This is a genomic window from Streptomyces sp. PsTaAH-137 (genome assembly GCF_003259365.1).
Taxonomy (GTDB): Bacteria; Actinomycetota; Actinomycetes; order Streptomycetales; family Streptomycetaceae; genus Streptomyces.
Map to the genome: position 1 here is coordinate 110,411 of NZ_QLLY01000022.1, position 17,451 is coordinate 127,861.

Sequence of the window (17,451 nt, forward strand, 5' to 3'; positions counted from 1 at the left end):
CGGCTGCTGGCCGGGGACTGGTTCCTGGTCTGCGTATGGTTCGCCGGGGCGGCGCTCGTGCACGACCTGGTCCTGCTCCCGCTGTACGGAGCCGTGGACCGGGCCGTCCTCGGGGCGCTCGGCGCCATGGGCGAGGGCGGCCGGCGGGCCTGGGCCGGGCACGTGCGGGTTCCCGCGATGCTGTCGGGGCTGCTGCTGCTCGTGTGGTTCCCGATGATCAGCGGCAGTGCCGCCCGGCACTACACGTCGGCCACCACGCTGTCGGCGGACGGGTTCCTCGGGCGCTGGCTGCTGATCACCGCCGCGCTCTTCGCCTGTTCGGCGCTGCTGCTGCCGGTCCGGCTGCGCAGGGCGGCGAAACAGCGGCCCTCCGCCGACCACTGAGCGATGGGCCGCCAGTGCGCGGTGCGGGCGGCGGCCCGCAGCAGCGCCGGGGTGCCGACCCTGGCCCACGGAAACGGCGCGCTCTGCGCCGCCGTCGGCCCGACGATCCGTACGCTGACCCGCTCGTCGACGTCGAGCGGCGCCGTCTCGGCGATCAGCAGGCCGCCGGGCGTCAGGAGTTGGGCGACGCGGGCGAGCAGCGCCGCCGGGTCGCCGCCGATGCCGAGGTTTCCGTCGGCCAGCAGGACGGTGCCCCAGCGGCCCTCGCCGGGCAGCGGCGCGAAGACGGAACGCAGCAGGGCCGGGCCGCCGAGCCCTGCGGTGCGGGCGACGGCGGCCGCGCTGATGTCGATGCCGAGGGCGGGGACCCCGCGGGCGGCGAGCTCCGCGACCATCCGGCCCGGACCGCAGCCGACGTCGAGGACGGGCCCCTCGCACCGGTCGAGCAGCGCGCGGTCCACCGCGTCGGCGCGGGTGCACCAGCGCTCCACGTCCAGGGGGAGCAGCCAGCCGTCGCCGCGCCGCAGATAGAGGGGGCCGCGGCCGGTGCGCAGGGCGTCCGCGTACGGGTCGGCGGACCAGGAGCGGTGCGGTGCCGGGTCGAGGCCGTGCGCGAGGGTCATCGGGCGGTCGCCGCCCGACACCGGTCGAGCCGCGCGGCGAAGCGGGAGTGCGGGGCCTCGGCGGCGACGGCCCGCGCGTCGGCGGCCGTGTCCACGTCGCGCAGGGGCGGCAGGTCCCTGACGCGCAGGCCCGCGGCGACGAGCCGGGCGCGCTGCACGGCTCCCGTGTCGGGCGCCGACATCGGCACCCCGAGCAGCAGCGCGGGGTCGGGGTCGCTCAGACCCAGTGCCCAGAACCCGCCGTCGGCGGCCGGGCCGAAACAGGCGTCGTTCGCGGCGTCGGGCGTGCCGAACTCCACGGCGAGCAGCTCCGGTGTCACCTGCGGGGTGTCCATGCCGATCAGCAGCGTCGGCCCGGAACAGGCGGCGAAGGCGGCCGCGAGCCGTTCGTCGAGCCCGCCCGTGCCCTGCGGCACGACGTCGAAGCCGGGCGGCAGCCAGGGACCGGGCGCGCCGTCGAGCGCGAGCACCCGGCGCCGGGCGGGCGTCGCGGCCACCGTGTGCAGGGTGTCGGCGAGCGAGGCTTCGGCGAGCGAGGCCGCCTCTTCAGGGGTGAAGGGCGGGGTGAGCCGGGTCTTGACCCGGCCGGGGCGCGGTTCCTTGGCGATGACGAGCAGGGTGGTCATGGGGGCCTCTCGGGCGGGGGAGAGCTGCGGGGGAGCGGGGGTGCTCACGGGCGCGGGGCCTCGGACAGGACGTGGCTCATGTCGCGTACCGCCTGCCACGTCCCGCGCCAGGTGCCCGTCACCTTCGAGGTGCCGGTGCGGGGGCGGTAGGGGACGTCGTGCTCCGTCACGCGCCAGCCCGCGTCGGCGGCGCGGACCACCATCTGGAGCGGATAGCCGCTGCGCCGGTCGGTCAGGCCGAGGCCGAGCAGCGCCTCGCGGCGGGCGGCGCGCAGCGGGCCGAGATCGTGCAGGCGCAGGCCGGTGCGGCGGCGCAGCATCCGGGACAGCGCGAGATTGCCGGCGCGGGCGTGCGCGGGCCAGGCGCCGCGGCCCTGCGGACGGCGCCGGCCGAGCACCAGGTCGGCCTCCCCGGCGCGCACCTCACGGACGAACGGCACGAGCAGCGCCGGGTCGAGGGAGGCGTCGCAGTCGCAGAAGCAGACGTACGGGGCCGTGGCCGCGGTCAGCCCCGCGTGGCAGGCCGCGCCGAAGCCGCGCCGCGTCTCGGTGACGACGGTGGCGCCGAGCTCGCGGGCCAGGTCGGCGGAGCCGTCGGTCGAACCGTTGTCCACGACGAGCGCACGCCAGCCCGGCGGGATCCGGGACAGCACCCAGGGCAGCGCCCCGGCCTCGTTCAGGCAGGGCAGCACGACGTCGACGGCCTCGGCGGACGACGGCGGAGGAGAGTTCAGCACGGCGTCCACCCTACGAACATCAATCGGGCAAAACGGGCTTCAGCTCCTTACGAAACACGGACGTCCGAGGCACCGGGCCCGGCGGGCGGCGACGCGGGCGCGGGGGCGGTGCGACGCTGGGGGCATGGAGCAGCAACAGCCGCAGGAGCGCGCGCCGGGCCGGGTGCTCGTCGTCGACGACGACCCCACGGTCGCCGAGGTCGTGACCGGCTACCTGGAACGCGCCGGGTATCTGGTGGACCGGGCCGGGGACGGCCGCGGCGCCCTCGCCGGGGCCGCCGCGCACTGGCCGGATCTCGTCGTCCTCGATCTGATGCTGCCCGGCATGGACGGCCTGGAGGTGTGCCGCAGGCTGCGCGAGAGCGGCCCGGTCCCGGTCGTCATGCTCACCGCGCGCGGCGACGAGGACGACCGCATCCTCGGCCTGGAGGTCGGCGCCGACGACTACGTGACCAAGCCGTTCAGCCCGCGCGAGCTGGTGCTGCGCGTGGAGTCGGTCCTGCGCAGGTCCCGGCCCGCCGCCGGTGCCCGGGTCCGTCCGCTGGCGGCGGCCGGTCTCACCGTCGACCCGGCGGCCCGCCGCGCCACCAAGGACGGCGGCGAACTCGCCCTCACCCTGCGCGAGTTCGACCTCCTCGCCTTCTTCCTGCGGCACCCGGGACGCGCGTACAGCCGCGAGGACCTGATGCGCGAGGTGTGGGGCTGGGACTTCGGCGACCTGTCGACGGTCACCGTCCACGTCCGCCGCCTGCGCAACAAGATCGAGGCGGATCCGGCGCGCCCGCGGCTGGTGCAGACCGTGTGGGGCGTCGGATACCGGTTCGAACCGGCGGGCTCGGCGGATCCGGTCGCCCCGGACGCCGGGGAGGGCCGGTAACGGTGCACGACACCCTTCTCATCGCCCTCTTCGCCTTCCTCGGCGCCGCCGTCGCCGGACTCCTCGGCGCCGGTGCGCTGTGGCTGCTGCGACGGCGGTCGCTGACCGCGTCGGTCACCGTGGTCGCCGCCGTCGCCGTCGGGGCGATGCTCGCGGGAACCCTGGTGGTGGCGCAGGCCATGTTCCTGTCCGCGCACGACCTCAGCGTCGTCACGACCGTGGTCGCCATGGCCGCGGTCGTCTCGCTGGCCACCGCGCTGCTGCTCGGCCGGCGCGTGGTGGCCCGCAGCCACGAACTCGCCCTCGCCGCGCGCTCGTTCGGCGACGGCGGCGGCTTCACCGCGCCCGCGGAGCCCGCCACCGCCGAACTGGCCGCGGTCAGCCGGGAACTGGCCGCCACCAGCGCCCGGCTCGCCGACTCCCGGGAGCGGGAGCGGATGCTGGAGACCTCCCGGCGCGAGCTCGTCGCCTGGATCTCGCACGACCTGCGCACCCCGCTGGCCGGGCTGCGCGCCATGTCCGAGGCGCTGGAGGACGGCGTCGCCGCCGACCCCGACCGCTATCTGCGCCAGATCCGCACCGAGGTCGAACGCCTCAACGACATGGTCGGCGACCTCTTCGAACTCTCCCGGATCCACGCCGGAGCCCTCACCCTCGCCCCCACCCGGATCTCGCTGTACGACCTGGTGGGCGACGCCCTCGCCGGGGCCGACCCGCTCGCCCGGGAGCACGGGGTGCGCCTCGTCGGCGACGACATCGCGCCGGTGCCGGTGGACGTGGACGGCAAGGAGATGAGCCGGGTCCTCGGCAACCTCCTGGTCAACGCGATCCGCCGGACCCCGGCCGACGGCACCGTGGAGATCGGCGCCGAGCGCTCGCCCGACGGTGTCGTGCTGTCCGTCTCCGACGGCTGCGGCGGCATCCCGGAGGCCGATCTGCCCCGCGTCTTCGACACCGGCTGGCGCGGCACCCACGCCCGTACGCCCCCGGCCGGAGCGGGTCTCGGGCTCGCCATCGTGCGCGGGATCGTCGAGGCCCACCAGGGGCGCGCCGCCGTGCGGAACATCCCCGGCGGCTGCCGCTTCGAGGTGACCCTGCCCGCCGCCTCAGGCTGAGACGGCGGCGAACTCCTTCATCCCCGCGACGAAGTCGACCTCCGGCCGCCAGCCGAGGTCGGCCCGCAGCCGCGCCGAGTCGGCCGTGATGTGCCGGACGTCGCCGAGCCGGTACTCGCCGGTGACCACGGGCACGGGACCGCCGTGCGCGTCGGCCAGCGCGCGGGCCAGCTCGCCCACCGTGCGCGGGACACCGCTGCCGGTGTTGTACGCGGTGAGCGCACCCGGCGCGACCGCGGTCCCCAGCGCCTCCAGGGCCGCGACGTTGGCCCGCGCCACATCCCGTACGTGCACGAAGTCCCGCCGCTGCCGACCGTCCTCGAACACCCGCGGCGCCTCGCCGCGCGCCAGCGCCGAGCGGAAGAAGGAGGCGACACCGGCGTACGGGGTGTCGCGCGGCATCCGGGGCCCGTACACGTTGTGGTAGCGCAGCGACACCGCCGTGCCGTCCGCCGCGCGCGCCCACGCCGCGGCCAGATGCTCCTGGGCGAGCTTCGTCGTCGCGTACACGTTGCGCGGGTCGGCGGGGGCGTCCTCGGCGACCAGACCCGGCGCCAGTTCGAGGCCGCAGTCGGGGCACATCGGCTCGAACAGTCCCGCGTCGAGCGCGGCGACCGCCCGCGGGCCGGGCCGCACCACCCCGTGCCGGGCGCACTCGTACCGTCCCTCCCCGTACACGACCATCGACCCGGCGAGCACGAGGCGCCGCACCCCGGCCTCCGCCATCGCGGTCAGCAGCACGGCGGTGCCCAGGTCGTTGCGGGAGACGTAGTCGGCCGCGTCCGCGAACCCGGTGCCGAGACCGACCATCGCCGCCTGATGGCAGACCGCGTCCACGCCGTCGAGGGCACGGGCGACGGCCTCGCCGTCCCGGACGTCCGCCGCCGGATCCTGCCGCACGTCGAGGACCACGGGTTCGTGCCCGCGCTCCGCCAGCGCCTCGACGACATGGGACCCGATGAACCCGGCACCGCCGGTGACCAGTACACGCATGCGCCCACGGTAGGCGGGCGGACCGGCGCGATCGAGCGCGCGGGCCGTCGTGTCACCGGTCCGTAAGACACCGCGCGCCCCACTTCAGGAGGGTGCGTTTAGCGGACAACGCTGCGCTTTGGGGAGGGACGCGCGGGGGGTGCGCCCCGTAGACTCGCGAGACCGCGAATCGGCTCCCCCGGACACGAGCTCTCCCCCGGAGCGGGTGATCCAGCGGTGATCCAGCGGTGTGCGTACGGGGATGAGCGGAGTCGGCGCCGGTCATCCCCGATGTACTGGAGCGCGCACCCCCTGAGCGTCCTCACTGCCGCCGCGGCGACTTCCAGGTCACGGTCGTCCCCGTGCCGCCCCCGGAGCCCGGTGGCTGCTCCCCGTCGTCCGCCACGGTCAGCCGCACCCCGGGGCGGCCGTCCGGCAGGGAGGTCCCCGCGTCCACGGTGACCTCGATGCGGGAGACCGCGCTCCGCCGGGACGCGGTGGCCAGGGCGCGCCGCAGGGCGGCCAGCAGATGGCCCTCGACCGCGCCGTCGAGGACGCCCTCGACCGGCCCGGTGAACCGCACCGACGGGGCGAAGCCCAGGACCGCGGCGGCGCCCGCCGTCTCGCGCAGCACCCGCCCGCGGAACGTCGTCGGGGCCGCGGCCGGCGGCTGTTGCAGCGCGAAGATGGTCGTCCGGACCTCCTGGATCGTCGACTCCAGCTCGTCGACGGCGTGCGCCAGCGTCTCGCGCACGTCGCCGACCGTCGCCCGGCGCTGGGTGGACTCCAGCATCATGCCCGTCGCGAACAGCCGCTGGACGACCAGATCGTGCAGGTCACGGGCGATCCGGTCGCGGTCCTCGAAGACGGCGAGCCGCTCGCGGCCCGCCTGCGCGTCGGCAAGGACCAGGGCGAGCGCCGCCTGCGAGGCGAACTGAGTGGCCAGCAGATGATCGACCGAGGTGTACGGGCGGGCACCGCGCGACCGGGGCAGCGCGAGGGTGCCGATCAGCTTTCCCCCGGCCTGCAACGGCAGCATCATGCTCGGCCCGAAGCGGGCCCTGACCTCGGTCGTCATCCGCGGGTCCGTCGCCGAGTCGTCGATGAACACCGGCTCACCGGTGAGGAGTTGGGCCAGTACCGCGCTGCCCGGCTGGATCGTCGCGCCGAGCAGGGCGTGCGGATCGTCCGAGCTGGCGGCCGCCACGATCGCCATGCCGCCCGCCTCGGTGGGCTGGAGGACCACCCCGGCCGCGGCGTCGGCCAGCAGCCGGGCCCGCTCGGCGACCGTGGTCAGGGCGTCCTCGGCGCGGCCGGTGAGCAGCGCCGTGGTGACCGCCGCGGCGCCCTCGATCCACCGCTCGCGCTGCCGGGCGGTCTCGTGCAGCCGGGCGTTGCCGATGGCGATGCCGGCCTGCGTCGCGAGGACCCGCAGCAGCGCGTGGTCGTCGACGGTGAAGGTCTTACCCGTCAGCCGCAGCCGGCCGAACTCCGTCTCCTGTACGCGGATGGGGACCGTCAGCGAGCCCTGCGGATCCGGCCCCGCCTGTCCGGTGCCGACCGACTGGAGGAGGCTGCCGTGCCCCGGATCGATGACGTCGAGCACTCCGTGGGGCGCACCGGTCAGTGTGGCCGCGCTGTCCACCAGGTGCTGGAGCATGGTGCGCAGCTCCAGCTCGCTGCCCACGCTCAGCACCGCCTCCAGGAGGACGGGCAGACCGGCGTCCGGTGGTCCTGGTGGCACGGTGCGCACGTCCCCCTCGGATTCCGTCGTGGTGATGTCAGCCCGCCAGCGGGTCGAGGACCATCGGCTCGACCTTGCCCTCCATCATCGCGCCCAGGCCCTGCACCGCGCACACGTCGGGCCGCTCGGCGATGTGCACCGGCATGCCCGTCGCCTCGCGCAGCATGTGGTCGAGGCCGGGCAGCAGGGCCGAGCCGCCGACCAGCATGATGCCGCGGTCCGCGAGGTCGGCGACGAGGTCGGGCGGGCAGTCCCGCAGCACCTTGCCGATGCCGTCGAGGACCGCGGTCAGCGGGGTGTGGATCGCCTGCCGCACCGCGGAGGTGTCGACGTGCACCGAGCGCGCGAGGCCGGTCGCCACGTCCCGGCCGTGGATCTCGGTCTGCTCGGGGCCGTACGGGGTCAGGCCGTTGCCGCTCAGGGCCAGCTGCAACGGGCGTACCGACTGCGACGGCAGCATCAGTTCGTGCTGCTGGCGCAGGTGCTGGACCACCGCGTGGTCGATGGCGTCGCCGCCGACCGGGATCCGGTCCGCGGTCACGATCGCGCCCAGCGAGAGCACGGCGATCTGGGTCGTGGCCGCGCCGCAGACGATGATCATCGTCGCCTCGGGCTGCTCCACCGGCAGACCGCAGCCGACCGCCGCGGCGATCAGCGTGTCCACGAGCTCGACGCGGCGGGCGCCGAGCCCGACCAGGGTCTCGACCGCGGCGCGCTGCGCCAGCGGGTCCGCGTCGTGCGGGGTGCAGGCCGCCGCGCGCAGCCGGGGCTTGCGGCGCAGCGTGCGCCGCAGCTTCTCGCCGAGCAGCTGGCGCAGCATCCGCTGGGCCATCTCGATGTCGACGACGGTGCCGCCGGAGACCGGCCGGACGACCCGGATGTAGCCCGGGGTGCGCCCGGTCATCCGCTCCGCGAACTCGCCGACGGCGATCAGGGCGCCGGTGCGGGTGTTGACGGCGGCGCAGCTCGGCTCGTCGACGACGATGCCCGCGCCCTTCACGTACACGCGGGTGCGCGCGGCACCCAGATCGACGGCGAAGTGGCAGCGGCGCAACTGCTCCAGACTGACGGTCATGGCAGATCCTCCCGAGATCGCGGCCCCAGCAGGGACGTCGGGTCGCGAGTCCGCGGCCCTTTTGGCATCGTGCTGCGGAGTCCGGGATTCCGCTCGTCGGAATGGGCCGGACGGGGGCGGACCCCGAACAGGCCGGGCCCGCTGGCCCATCTGACGCTCCGCCACCTGAGTGAGGACCCTCGGCGCGGCGGCGGGTCCGGCCGGTGGCCGCCCGATGGTTCCCGGTGGCTTCCGGCGGCTCCCGGTGGCGGGAACGCGCCAGTGCAGCACCCGCCATCGCTCGGCAACTTCCCTGCAACACAGGGCTCCTGAGACTCTTCCCAGCACTTGGGCGACACCCACTGACCCCGAGGCCCGGAAGAGAGGCAACGATGTCCAGAGGACCTGCCGCGAGACGTGGCGCGGCCCTGCTGTCCGCGGGGCTCGCGTTCGCGCTGCTGCCCGCCGGCGGCGCGCACGCGAGCCCCGCGACGACCCCCACGAAGGCCGTCTCCGCCGCGCACACCGTCACCCTGGTGACCGGCGACAAGGTGACCGTCACCGACCTCGGCGGCGGGAAGAAGGCCGTCACCGTCGACCGGGCGAAGGGCGCCACCGGTGCCGTGCGCACCCAGGTGTCGGACGGCGATGTCACCGTCGTGCCCGACGAGGCCCGGCGGTACCTCGCCGACGGCAGCCTCGACGCCCGGCTCTTCGACGTCAGCGAGCTGATACGGCAGGGGCTCGCGGACGGCCGCGCCGACGCGACGCCCCTCATCGTGACCTACGACGGCAAGAGCGCCCGGAGCGCGGCCGCCGTGCCCCGCGGCGCCGAGCGCACGCGGACCCTGCCCAGCATCGGCGGCGCCGCCGTCGACGCGGCCAAGGGGCGCACCTTCTGGAACGACCTCACCACGAAGGACGGCTACACCGGCGGCCTCGGCGCGGTGTGGCTCGACGCCCGGGTGAAGGCCGACATGGCCGAGTCCAACGAGCAGATCGGCACCCCGAAGGCGTGGGAGGCGGGCCTCACCGGCAAGGGCGTCAAGGTCGCCGTCCTCGACACCGGCTACGACGCCTCCCACCCCGACCTCGCCTCCCGCGTCACCGAGTCGAAGTCGTTCATCGAGGGCGAGGAGGTCGCCGACCGCAACGGCCACGGCACCCACACGACCTCGACGGTCGGCGGGTCCGGCGCCGCGTCCGACGGCACGGAGAAGGGGGTCGCCCCCGACGCGACCCTCGCCGTCGGCAAGGTCCTCAGCGACGAGGGCTCCGGCTCCGAGTCGCAGATCATCGCCGGGATGGAGTGGGCCGCCAAGGACGTCAAGGCGAAGATCGTCTCCATGAGCCTCGGCTCCGACACGGGCTCCGACGGCACCGACCCGATGTCCGCCGCCGTGAACGCCCTCTCCAAGGAGACGGGCGCCCTCTTCGTCATCGCCGCGGGCAACTACGGCGCCCCCGGCACCATCGGCTCGCCCGGCGCCGCCGACTCCGCGCTCACCGTCGGCGCCGTCGACTCCGCCGACCAGGCCGCCTACTTCAGCAGCCAGGGCCCGCGCCTCGGCGACAACGCCCTCAAGCCCGATGTCTCCGCGCCCGGCGTGGACATCCTCGCCGCCCGCTCCTCCCTGGTGGAGGGCTCCGGCAGCTACACCACCATGAGCGGTACGTCGATGGCGACCCCGCACGTCGCCGGTGTCGCCGCCCTCCTGGCCCAGGAACACCCGGACTGGACCGGTGGCCGGCTCAAGGACGCGCTGATGTCGAGCAGCAGGCAACTCGACGCCTCCGCCTACGCCTTGGGGTCGGGCCGGGTGAGCGTGCCGGACGCCGTCGGCGCCGAAGTCACCGCGACCGGCAGCGCCGACCTCGGCTACTACAAGTGGCCCTACGACAGCAACGCCCCGGTCACCCGTACGGTCACGTACAGCAACTCCTCCGACAAGGCTGTGGAGTTGAGCCTCGCGGTGCAGGGGGCCGCGGACGGTGTCGCCACACTCGCCGACTCCACGCTCACCGTGCCCGCGCACGGCACCGCCGCCACGACCGTCACTGGCGACGGCGCGAAGGCCGCCATCGGCACCAACAGCGGTCGGATCGTCGCCAGTTCGGGCGGCAAGGTCGTCGCGCACACCGCGTTCGGCCTGGTCAAGGAGGAGGAGCGGTACACGCTCACCGTCCATGTGAAGGACCGCGACGGCGCCCCCGCCGACGCCTACCTCGCCGTGCAGCAGCTCGTCGCGAACACGGACCCGGTCGGCTACTCCACCGGCGACGACGGCACCGTCGAGCTGCGGCTGAAGCCGGGCACGTACTACGTCGACACCTTCCTCGACGTGCGCGGCAGCCACGGCAAGGACTCCCTCGGCCTCGGCTATCTCGCCGACCCCGAGGTCACCCTCGACCGGGACCGCGAGATCACCCTCGACGGGCGCAAACTGAAGGAGGTCGCCGCCGACGTCGGGCGCACCGCCGAGACCCGGCAGCTGATCATGGAGGCCGACCGCAAGGCGGGCGGCGCCGAGATCACCAACGCCGTGCAGGTCCCCATCGCCTACGACAGTGTCTTCGCTGCCCCCACCCGCAAGGTCACCGAGGGCTCCTACGCGTACCGCACCGTCTGGCGGCTCGGGAAGCCGATGCTCCAGGTCGACGGGGTGCGCGACGCGGTCGTACAGGCCGGCGGCACTCTCGCGGAGGGCCGGAGCAGGCTCGCCGTCGTCGACGCGGGAGCGGGCACCCCGGCCGACTACGCGGGCAAGAAGGCGCGCGGCAAGGCCGTCCTGGTCCGTGCCGACGGTGCGACGGCGCCGGGCGCGCTCGCCCAGGCCGCCCAGGACGCGGGCGCGAAGGCGCTGTTCGTCACCGACGAGACGGCCGGCCGCCTGAACACCTGGTTCGGCACCGACGACTACACCGACCGCCCGCTGACGATCGCGACCGTCGACGCGCGCGACGCCGCCGTCCTCGCCGCCGCCGCGAAGGCGGGCCGCACGCTGGATATGACCGGCACCCGGTACACGCCGTGGGTGTACGACCTCACCGACGAGCACACCGGAGCGGTCCCCGGCGGCTCGCTGACCTACCGTCCCGGCAGCCGTGAACTCGCCGTCCGTGACGTCCGGTTCCACGCGGCGAAGGCGCAGGACGGCGGCGAGTTCCGTTACGCGCTCAGTGACGCCTTCCCCGTCGGCCTCGGCTTCCTGGAGAAGGTCGCCTTCCCCGCCGAGCGCACCGACTACGTCTCCACGGGCGCGCGCCAGACCTGGCACGAGTCCGTGCAGGCGGGCCCCGCGCTCTCCTGGGAGGAGCGCAGCGGCGTGATCACGTACAAGGGCGGCTCGCACGCGAAGCTCGACTGGTTCAAGCCGGTCTGGCACCCGTGGCTGGGCACAGGACTCGGCTGGGGGCAGGACCGCTCCGGCAACAACCTCCAGTTCAATACGCCCGGTTGGGGCGACTCGGGCCCCGACCACACCGGCTTCGGTGACGCGTACAGCAGCGACTCCGGGATGACGCAGGAGACGGCCGTGTACGTCGACGGCAAGGAGGCGGACCGGAAGGTGAGTTCCGGGGTGTACGTCTGGGACGCCGATCCGGCCGAGCACACGTACAAGGTCACGACCGACACCGCGCTGGACGCGGCCCTGTGGGGCGTGGCCACCGAGGGGCACTCCGCGTGGACGGTGAAGTCGGCCGAGACACCGGCGGACACCTCGACGCGGCTCGCGCTGATCAACCTCGGCTTCGACCTGGACACCGACCTCAAGGGCGCGGTCGCGGCCGGGAAGCGGATCCCGGTCGGGCTCTTCGCCGAGTACACGGCGGGTGCCGTGGACACCGGCACCATCGGCGGCGGCACCCTTGAGGTCTCGTACGACGACGGCGCCACCTGGAAGAGCGTGTCCTTGAAGGGCGGAAAGGCTTCCTGGAGCGGCGAGTTGAGGGTGCCGCGCGGTGCGGAACACGTCTCGCTGCGGGCAACGGCCCATGACGACAGGGGCGGCAGCGTCCGGCAGGAGATCGTCCGGGCGGTGGCCGTGAAGTAGTCCGCGGGCTGGCTGAGTTCGGGGCAACGCGACGGCGCCGCCTCCCCGTGGGACCGGGGGAGACGGCGCCGTGTGCGTGCATCCGACGGTGTGTCACACCGTGGCGTCGCGCCAGGTGTTACACGAGCCAGCCGACGAAGTGGACGATGCCGGCGAGGATGTCGGTGAGCAGGTTCATGGTGGTGCGTCTCCTCGGTATTGCGTACTGCATGTGTGTGGGACGTGCACTGCATCGCGATGCGTTCGCTACGGTCTGCAGCCCGTTGCTTGCGCCCTGTAAGCATCGTTGAGGCTGCGTGCCCTATGCAAACTCTGGAGCGACGACCACCTGTTCGAGGGAACAACTGCGCCCTTGTTCGTTTACGCCGGTGGCTCCGCGATCCCGCGCACCACGCCCAGGTCCACCAAGTCCTGGGGTCTGAGCCGGAGTTGGTCCGCGGTGTGTTCCACCTGGTCGGACGGTCTTTTGAGGATCGCCGCCGCCAGTTCGGGCGCGATGACGGAGAAGTACGCGTCCGGCGCGACCCAGGTGTTCCCGGGTGCCGCGAGCGCGAGCGCCCCGCCGGAGCCGCCCTCACCGATCGCGAGCGTCGTGACCGGCACCGGGGACTCGGCGACCGCGAGGAACACCTCGGCGATCGCGGGACCCGCGCCGGCGCGCTCCGCCGCCGCGTCGTTCGCCGCGCCCGGGGTGTCGACCAGGGTCAGCACCGGGATGCCGAGCCGGCCCGCGAGCCGGATCAGGCGGGCCGCGGTGCGGTAGCCCGCCGGGGTCGTCGCCGTGCCGCACTGGGCCGCGTACGCGACGGTCACCGCCTCCTCGCCCTCCCCGCACGCGCCGAAACCGCAGAGCATCCCCGGGTCCCGGCCGCCCGCGCGGTCGCCGCTCAGCTCCTCGCGGTGGGTGAAGTAGGCGTCCAGGTAGGCGCGGGCGCGCGGACGGCCGGGGTCGCGGGCGCGCAGCACCGCCGACCAGCCGGAAGGCGGCGGACCGGCCGCGCCCCGCGCGACCGGGACCGGGGCGGCGCCCCGCGCGGGCCGCGTCAGCAGGCGCAGCCAGCGGCCGAGGGCGGCCCGCAGTTCGCCGGGCGGCACGATCGCGTCGACGGACCCGGCGTCGAGCTGGCTCTCAGCCGTGTACGCGGCCGGGTCGGCGTCCGCCGGGCGGACCCGGGAGCCCGCGAAGCCGATCTGGGCGCCGGGGCAGGCGAGAGTGACGTCGGCGCCCGCGCCCAGGGTCGCCCAGCCGCCGCCCGTCGTCGGGTCGCAGGCCACCGTGAGCTGCGGCAGCCCGGCGGCCCGGGTCAGCGCCATCTGGCCCGCCACGCGCTGGAGTTGGGTCAGCGCGATCATGCCCTCCTGCATCCGGCTGCCGCCCGTGGCGACCAGCGCCACCACCGGCAGGCGGTGCTCGCGGGCATGGGCGTGCGCGGCCTCGATGCGGTCGCCCGCCCGGCGGCCGAGCGAGCCGCCGAGGTAGGTGAAGTCGAAGGCGAGGAGGACGACGTGGGTGCCGTGGATCGTGGCCGTCGCGGCGGTGACGGACTCCGTCCCGCCGCGCTCGGCCGCCCGGGACAGCACCCGGTCGTAGTCCGGCCAGCCCAGCGGGTTCGGCTCGGCGGGCGGCGGGGGATGGGGGAGTTCGCGGAAGGAGCCCGGGTCGGTCACGCCCCGGGTCGTGTCATGGCCGCTGTCCGCGCCACGGTCCCGGGTCGTGTCACGCATCGCCGAGGGCCCGCTTGAGGATCTTGCCCATGTCGTTGCGCGGCAGGGCCTCCAGGTAGTGGACCGTGCGGGGGCGCTTGTGCGGGGACAGCCGGGCGGCCACGTGGTCCGCCAGCTCCGCCTCCGTCGGCGGGTGCGCCGCGTCCGCCGGAACGATCCACGCCACGACCCGCTCGCCGAGGTCGTCGTCGGGGGCGCCGGTGACCGCCGCCTCGCGCACGCCCGGGTGCTCCAGGAGCGCGTTCTCGATCTCGCCCGCGCCGATCTTGTAGCCGCCGCTCTTGATCAGGTCGGTGGCCTTGCGGCCGATGATGCGGACATAGCCGTCGGGGTCGCGGACCGCCATGTCCCCCGTACGGAACCAGCCGCCCGGCGCGAACGCCGCCTCCGTGGCGTCGGGGCGGTTGAGGTAGTGCAGGAACAGGTTCGGGCCGCGGACCTGGATCTCGCCCACGCCCTCCGGGTCGTCGGACGGCACCTCCGTCACCCCGTCGTCCCCGGTGAGGCGCAGCTCCACGCCCGGCAGCGGCACGCCGACCGTGCCGGGGCGCGGCTCGCCGTCCGCCCGCACGCTGGTGTTCATCAGCGTCTCCGTCATCCCGTACCGCTCGATCACCCGCTGCCCGGTGGCCGACGTGATCCGCTCGTGGTCGTGGACCGGCAGCGCCGCCGAGCCGGACACCAGCAGCCGCGCCGAGGACAGCGCCTTCGCGAGCGCCGGGTCGGTGGGCAGGGTCTCCGCGATGCGGTGGTACATCGTCGGGACGCCGAACAGCATCGTCGCGCCCGAGGACAGCTCGCGGGTCACGCCCTCCGTGCTGAACCGGCCCAGGTGGCGCACCGCGCCGCCGCGCCGCAGCGGGCCGATGACGCCGAGGATCAGACCGTGCACGTGGAACAGCGGCAGGCCGTGGACCAGGGTGTCCGCCTCCGTCCACCGCCAGGCGTCCTGGAGCGCGTCGAGCGTGGAGCCGACCGCGCGGCGCGGCAGCACGGCGCCCTTGGGCGGGCCCGTCGTGCCCGAGGTGTAGACGACGAACGCCGGGGTCTCGGGGTCGGCCGGCTCCGGCGGCAGGGCGGGCACGACGGCCGGGACCACGGCGTCCGCGTCCACGTCGATCCGCGGCAGGCCGGCCAGCGCGGGCGGCAGCTCGGCGTCCGCGGCCGCCAGGACCGCCTCCGGGGCGCTGTCCTTCAGGATGTGCCCCAGCTCGCTGTCGCCCGACTTCGGGTTCAGCGGCACGGCGGCCACCCCGGCGAGCAGCGCCGCGACCACGCCGACCGCGGTCTCCAGCGTCGGCGTCGCCCACACGGCGACCCGCGACGAGCCGCTGATCCGGGACGCGAGCGGCGCCGCCACCGCCGCCAGCTCGCCGTGCGTCAGGGCGCGGTCGCCGAAGCGCAGGGCGGGACGGTCGGGGGTGTCGAGCAGCGCGGGCAGCAGGCGTGGCAGGGGCACGGGACGCTCCTCGGTCGGTACCTCGATGGCGGAACAATTGGCTGATTGGCTCAGCCAATCCGACCTTGCCGTGTGGCAGGCGCCCGCGTCAAGGACGTACGCTGCGGCGCAAGCGCACGCCAGGGAAGGGCGGAGAAGGACCGGATGACCGACGCGACGGACGCACTGCGGCCGATGGGGGCGCGCCCGCGCCTGTACGAGCAGGTGCTCGGCCGACTGCGCGCGTACGTCGCCGAGGGCGGCCTGCGCGCGGGCGACCGGCTGCCCACCGAGCGGGACCTCGCGGCGCGGCTCGGGGTGAGCCGGGCCTCGGTGAAGCAGGCCATCGTCGTCCTCGAAGTGCAGGGGCTCGTCGAGGTGCGGCACGGTGGCGGCACGTATCTCGTACGGGACGGGCTCGATGTCGCCGAGCCCGTCGAGCGGCTCGTCGAGCGCAAGAAGCGGCTGCCGGACGTCCTCGAGGCGCGCGAGGCGCTGGAGACGAAACTCGCCGAGCTGGCCGCCGAGCGGCGCACCGAGACCGACCTCGCCGCGTTGCGCTCCGCGCTCGATCTGATGGCCGAGGACATCGGGGCCGGCGGGCTCGGGGTCGAGGGGGACCGGCTCTTCCACGGTGCCGTGACCGCGGCCGCGCACAGTGCGCTGCTCGCCGCGTTCATGGCCGAGATCGACGGGCCGATCGCCGAGTCGCGCAACGAGTCGTTGCGGCAGCCCCGGCGGCCCGGGCGGTCGCTGGCGCAGCACCGGGCGATTCTGGATGCCATCGAGGCCGGGAACGGGCGTTCCGCTGCCGCGGCGATGCGGAGGCATGTGCGGGCCGTCGCCAAGGTGCGGTTGCTGGACTGGGAGCCCTAGCCGGCTCGCCGTCGAGGCTGCGGCGCGCCGGCTGCTTGCGGTGCGTCGTGGTTGCTCGCGCAGTTCCCCGCGCTCCTACGCGGCGCGTAACTCCCCTGCGATCCACGGGTTAGTGCTCCGTGGGAATCTGGTTGCTCAATCACTTCAGTACGTTTGCGCTCGCCGTACTGCTCGGGGGCGGGGCCGTCGTGCTGGCGCTCGCGGGGTGTCTGGTCGTCCGGCGGAGGTTTCCGCGACTGTCCGCCGGGGCCTACAACGACATGATCGGTGTCGTGCTCGGCATGTACGCCGCGATCTACGGGATCATCCTCGCCTTCGTCGTCGTCGCCGAGTGGGAGGGGCTCAACGAGGCCGGGACCAATGTCGCCGCCGAGGCCAGCCAGACCGCCGAAGTGCTGCGCGACGCCTCCGCGTTCCCGCCGGAGCAGCAGCGGAAGGTGTCCGACGCGATGGGCGCGTACGTGCACAGCGTCGTCGACCGGCAGTGGCCGCTGATGCGGCAGGGGCGACCGGATCCCGGGCTCACCAACCCTGAAGTCGTGCGGCTCTACACGGTGTTCCAGGAGTACGAGCCCGAGACCAGCGCGGAGCAGGCGTACTACGAGCAGGCCGTCAGCACCCTCGGTGAGGTCGCCGAGGCCCGCAGGACCCGGCTCGCCGACTCCGAGCAGTCCCTGCCGATGCTCCTCGACGTCCTCGTCTACGGCGGCGCCCTCGTCATGCTGCCGCTGACCTTCCTCTACGGCATGGAGAGCATCCGCGCCCAGCTGATGTTCGTGGCCTCGGTCGCCGCGCTGATCGGGGTGAGCCTGCTGCTCTGCCTGACCCTCGACCATCCCTTCGCCGGGGACATGGCGGTCTCGCCGCAACCGTTCAAGGAGGGTGTGCTCGCGCAGTTCTGGCCTTAGACGCCATTTCAGTTGGCGTGATCTTGCGGCAGGCTGGGGTGATGGCTGCTGCGCTTGTCGAACGGTTGGCGCCGGATGATCTGTGGGAGTTGTTCCAACGGGTGGTCCCGCCGGCCTCGGAGCGCCCGCAAGGCGGAGGGCATCGTCGCCGAGGAGACCGCGAGGTGCTGGCCGCGATCATCTTCGTGGCCACCTCGGGGTGCACCTGGAACCAACTGCCTCCCGGCTTCGGCCTGTCGGGTGTGACCGCCTTTCGCCGGTTCACTGTGTGGACCGAGGCTCGCGTGTGGGCCAAGCTTCATCGCTTGGTCCTGGAC

General features: G+C 74.4%; 14 protein-coding genes. 6 read left to right on the forward strand and 8 right to left on the reverse strand.

All coding sequences use genetic code 11. From position 1 onward, the window contains the following. Positions 1 to 239: 239 nt before the first annotated feature. From K377_RS35380 to K377_RS35390, 3 genes are read right to left on the reverse strand one after another with little or no spacing between them, the layout of a single operon-like run. Complete coding sequence (locus K377_RS35380; RefSeq protein ID WP_111667739.1) at positions 240 to 1,007, reverse strand: class I SAM-dependent methyltransferase; 768 nt, start codon at positions 1,005 to 1,007, stop codon at positions 240 to 242. Further along, positions 1,004 to 1,633 (reverse strand): DUF2064 domain-containing protein, encoded by a 630-nt coding sequence (locus tag K377_RS35385; RefSeq protein WP_111667719.1) that lies wholly within the window; start codon positions 1,631 to 1,633, stop codon positions 1,004 to 1,006. The genes K377_RS35380 and K377_RS35385 overlap by 4 nt, the downstream gene beginning before the upstream one ends. Before the next feature lie 44 nt (positions 1,634 to 1,677). Then, positions 1,678 to 2,379: a glycosyltransferase family 2 protein gene (locus K377_RS35390; RefSeq protein WP_181512729.1), complete on the reverse strand. Its 702-nt coding sequence runs from the start codon at positions 2,377 to 2,379 to the stop codon at positions 1,678 to 1,680. Positions 2,380 to 2,494: 115 nt separating this feature from the next. Between K377_RS35390 and K377_RS35395 the strand changes: the two genes are divergently transcribed. Then, positions 2,495 to 3,247 carry a response regulator transcription factor gene (locus K377_RS35395; protein WP_111667720.1) on the forward strand — a complete coding sequence of 251 codons (753 nt, stop codon included), beginning with the start codon at positions 2,495 to 2,497 and terminating at the stop codon, positions 3,245 to 3,247. A gap of 2 nt (positions 3,248 to 3,249) precedes the next feature. Further along, positions 3,250 to 4,362 carry a sensor histidine kinase KdpD gene (locus K377_RS35400; RefSeq protein WP_111667721.1) on the forward strand — a complete coding sequence of 371 codons (1,113 nt, stop codon included), beginning with the start codon at positions 3,250 to 3,252 and terminating at the stop codon, positions 4,360 to 4,362. On the opposite strand, the gene K377_RS35405 is transcribed toward K377_RS35400, so the two are convergent. From K377_RS35405 to K377_RS35415, 3 genes are all read right to left on the reverse strand, one after another. Beyond that, the gene (locus tag K377_RS35405) at positions 4,354 to 5,355 is read right to left on the reverse strand and encodes an NAD(P)-dependent oxidoreductase (RefSeq protein WP_111667722.1); all 1,002 of its coding nucleotides are present in this window, start codon (positions 5,353 to 5,355) and stop codon (positions 4,354 to 4,356) included. The genes K377_RS35400 and K377_RS35405 overlap by 9 nt on opposite strands. 301 nt (positions 5,356 to 5,656) lie before the next feature. Then, positions 5,657 to 6,994, reverse strand: coding sequence for a GAF domain-containing protein (locus K377_RS35410; protein ID WP_111667741.1), 1,338 nt, complete (start codon positions 6,992 to 6,994; stop codon positions 5,657 to 5,659). Between the two features lie 121 nt (positions 6,995 to 7,115). Further along, a complete protein-coding gene (locus tag K377_RS35415; protein WP_111667723.1) occupies positions 7,116 to 8,153 on the reverse strand; it encodes a rod shape-determining protein in 1,038 nt (345 codons plus the stop codon). A gap of 371 nt (positions 8,154 to 8,524) precedes the next feature. Here K377_RS35415 and K377_RS35420 point away from each other — a divergent pair, with 371 nt between their 5' ends. Next, positions 8,525 to 12,187 (forward strand): S8 family serine peptidase, encoded by a 3,663-nt coding sequence (locus tag K377_RS35420; protein WP_111667724.1) that lies wholly within the window; start codon positions 8,525 to 8,527, stop codon positions 12,185 to 12,187. A gap of 360 nt (positions 12,188 to 12,547) precedes the next feature. Here the strand turns inward: K377_RS35420 and K377_RS35425 are convergent, their stop codons facing one another. Together K377_RS35425 and K377_RS35430 are read right to left on the reverse strand one after the other, a co-directional pair. Next, positions 12,548 to 13,912, reverse strand: coding sequence for a carboxyl transferase domain-containing protein (locus tag K377_RS35425; RefSeq protein WP_111667725.1), 1,365 nt, complete (start codon positions 13,910 to 13,912; stop codon positions 12,548 to 12,550). Next, entirely contained in the window at positions 13,905 to 15,365 is a 1,461-nt protein-coding gene (locus K377_RS35430) for an acyl-CoA synthetase (protein ID WP_161195113.1), read from the reverse strand. The genes K377_RS35425 and K377_RS35430 overlap by 8 nt, the downstream gene beginning before the upstream one ends. A gap of 150 nt (positions 15,366 to 15,515) precedes the next feature. Here K377_RS35430 and K377_RS35435 point away from each other — a divergent pair, with 150 nt between their 5' ends. The 3 genes from K377_RS35435 to K377_RS35445 all read left to right on the forward strand — a co-directional run. Then, a complete protein-coding gene (locus K377_RS35435) occupies positions 15,516 to 16,226 on the forward strand; it encodes a FadR/GntR family transcriptional regulator (protein WP_111667727.1) in 711 nt (236 codons plus the stop codon). A 119-nt stretch (positions 16,227 to 16,345) separates the two neighbouring features. Next, positions 16,346 to 17,134 carry a DUF4239 domain-containing protein gene (locus K377_RS35440; protein WP_111667728.1) on the forward strand — a complete coding sequence of 263 codons (789 nt, stop codon included), beginning with the start codon at positions 16,346 to 16,348 and terminating at the stop codon, positions 17,132 to 17,134. Between the two features lie 41 nt (positions 17,135 to 17,175). Next, positions 17,176 to 17,451, forward strand: a 276-nt coding sequence (locus K377_RS35445) for a transposase (protein WP_146614816.1), incomplete at its 3' end; no start/stop codon positions are given.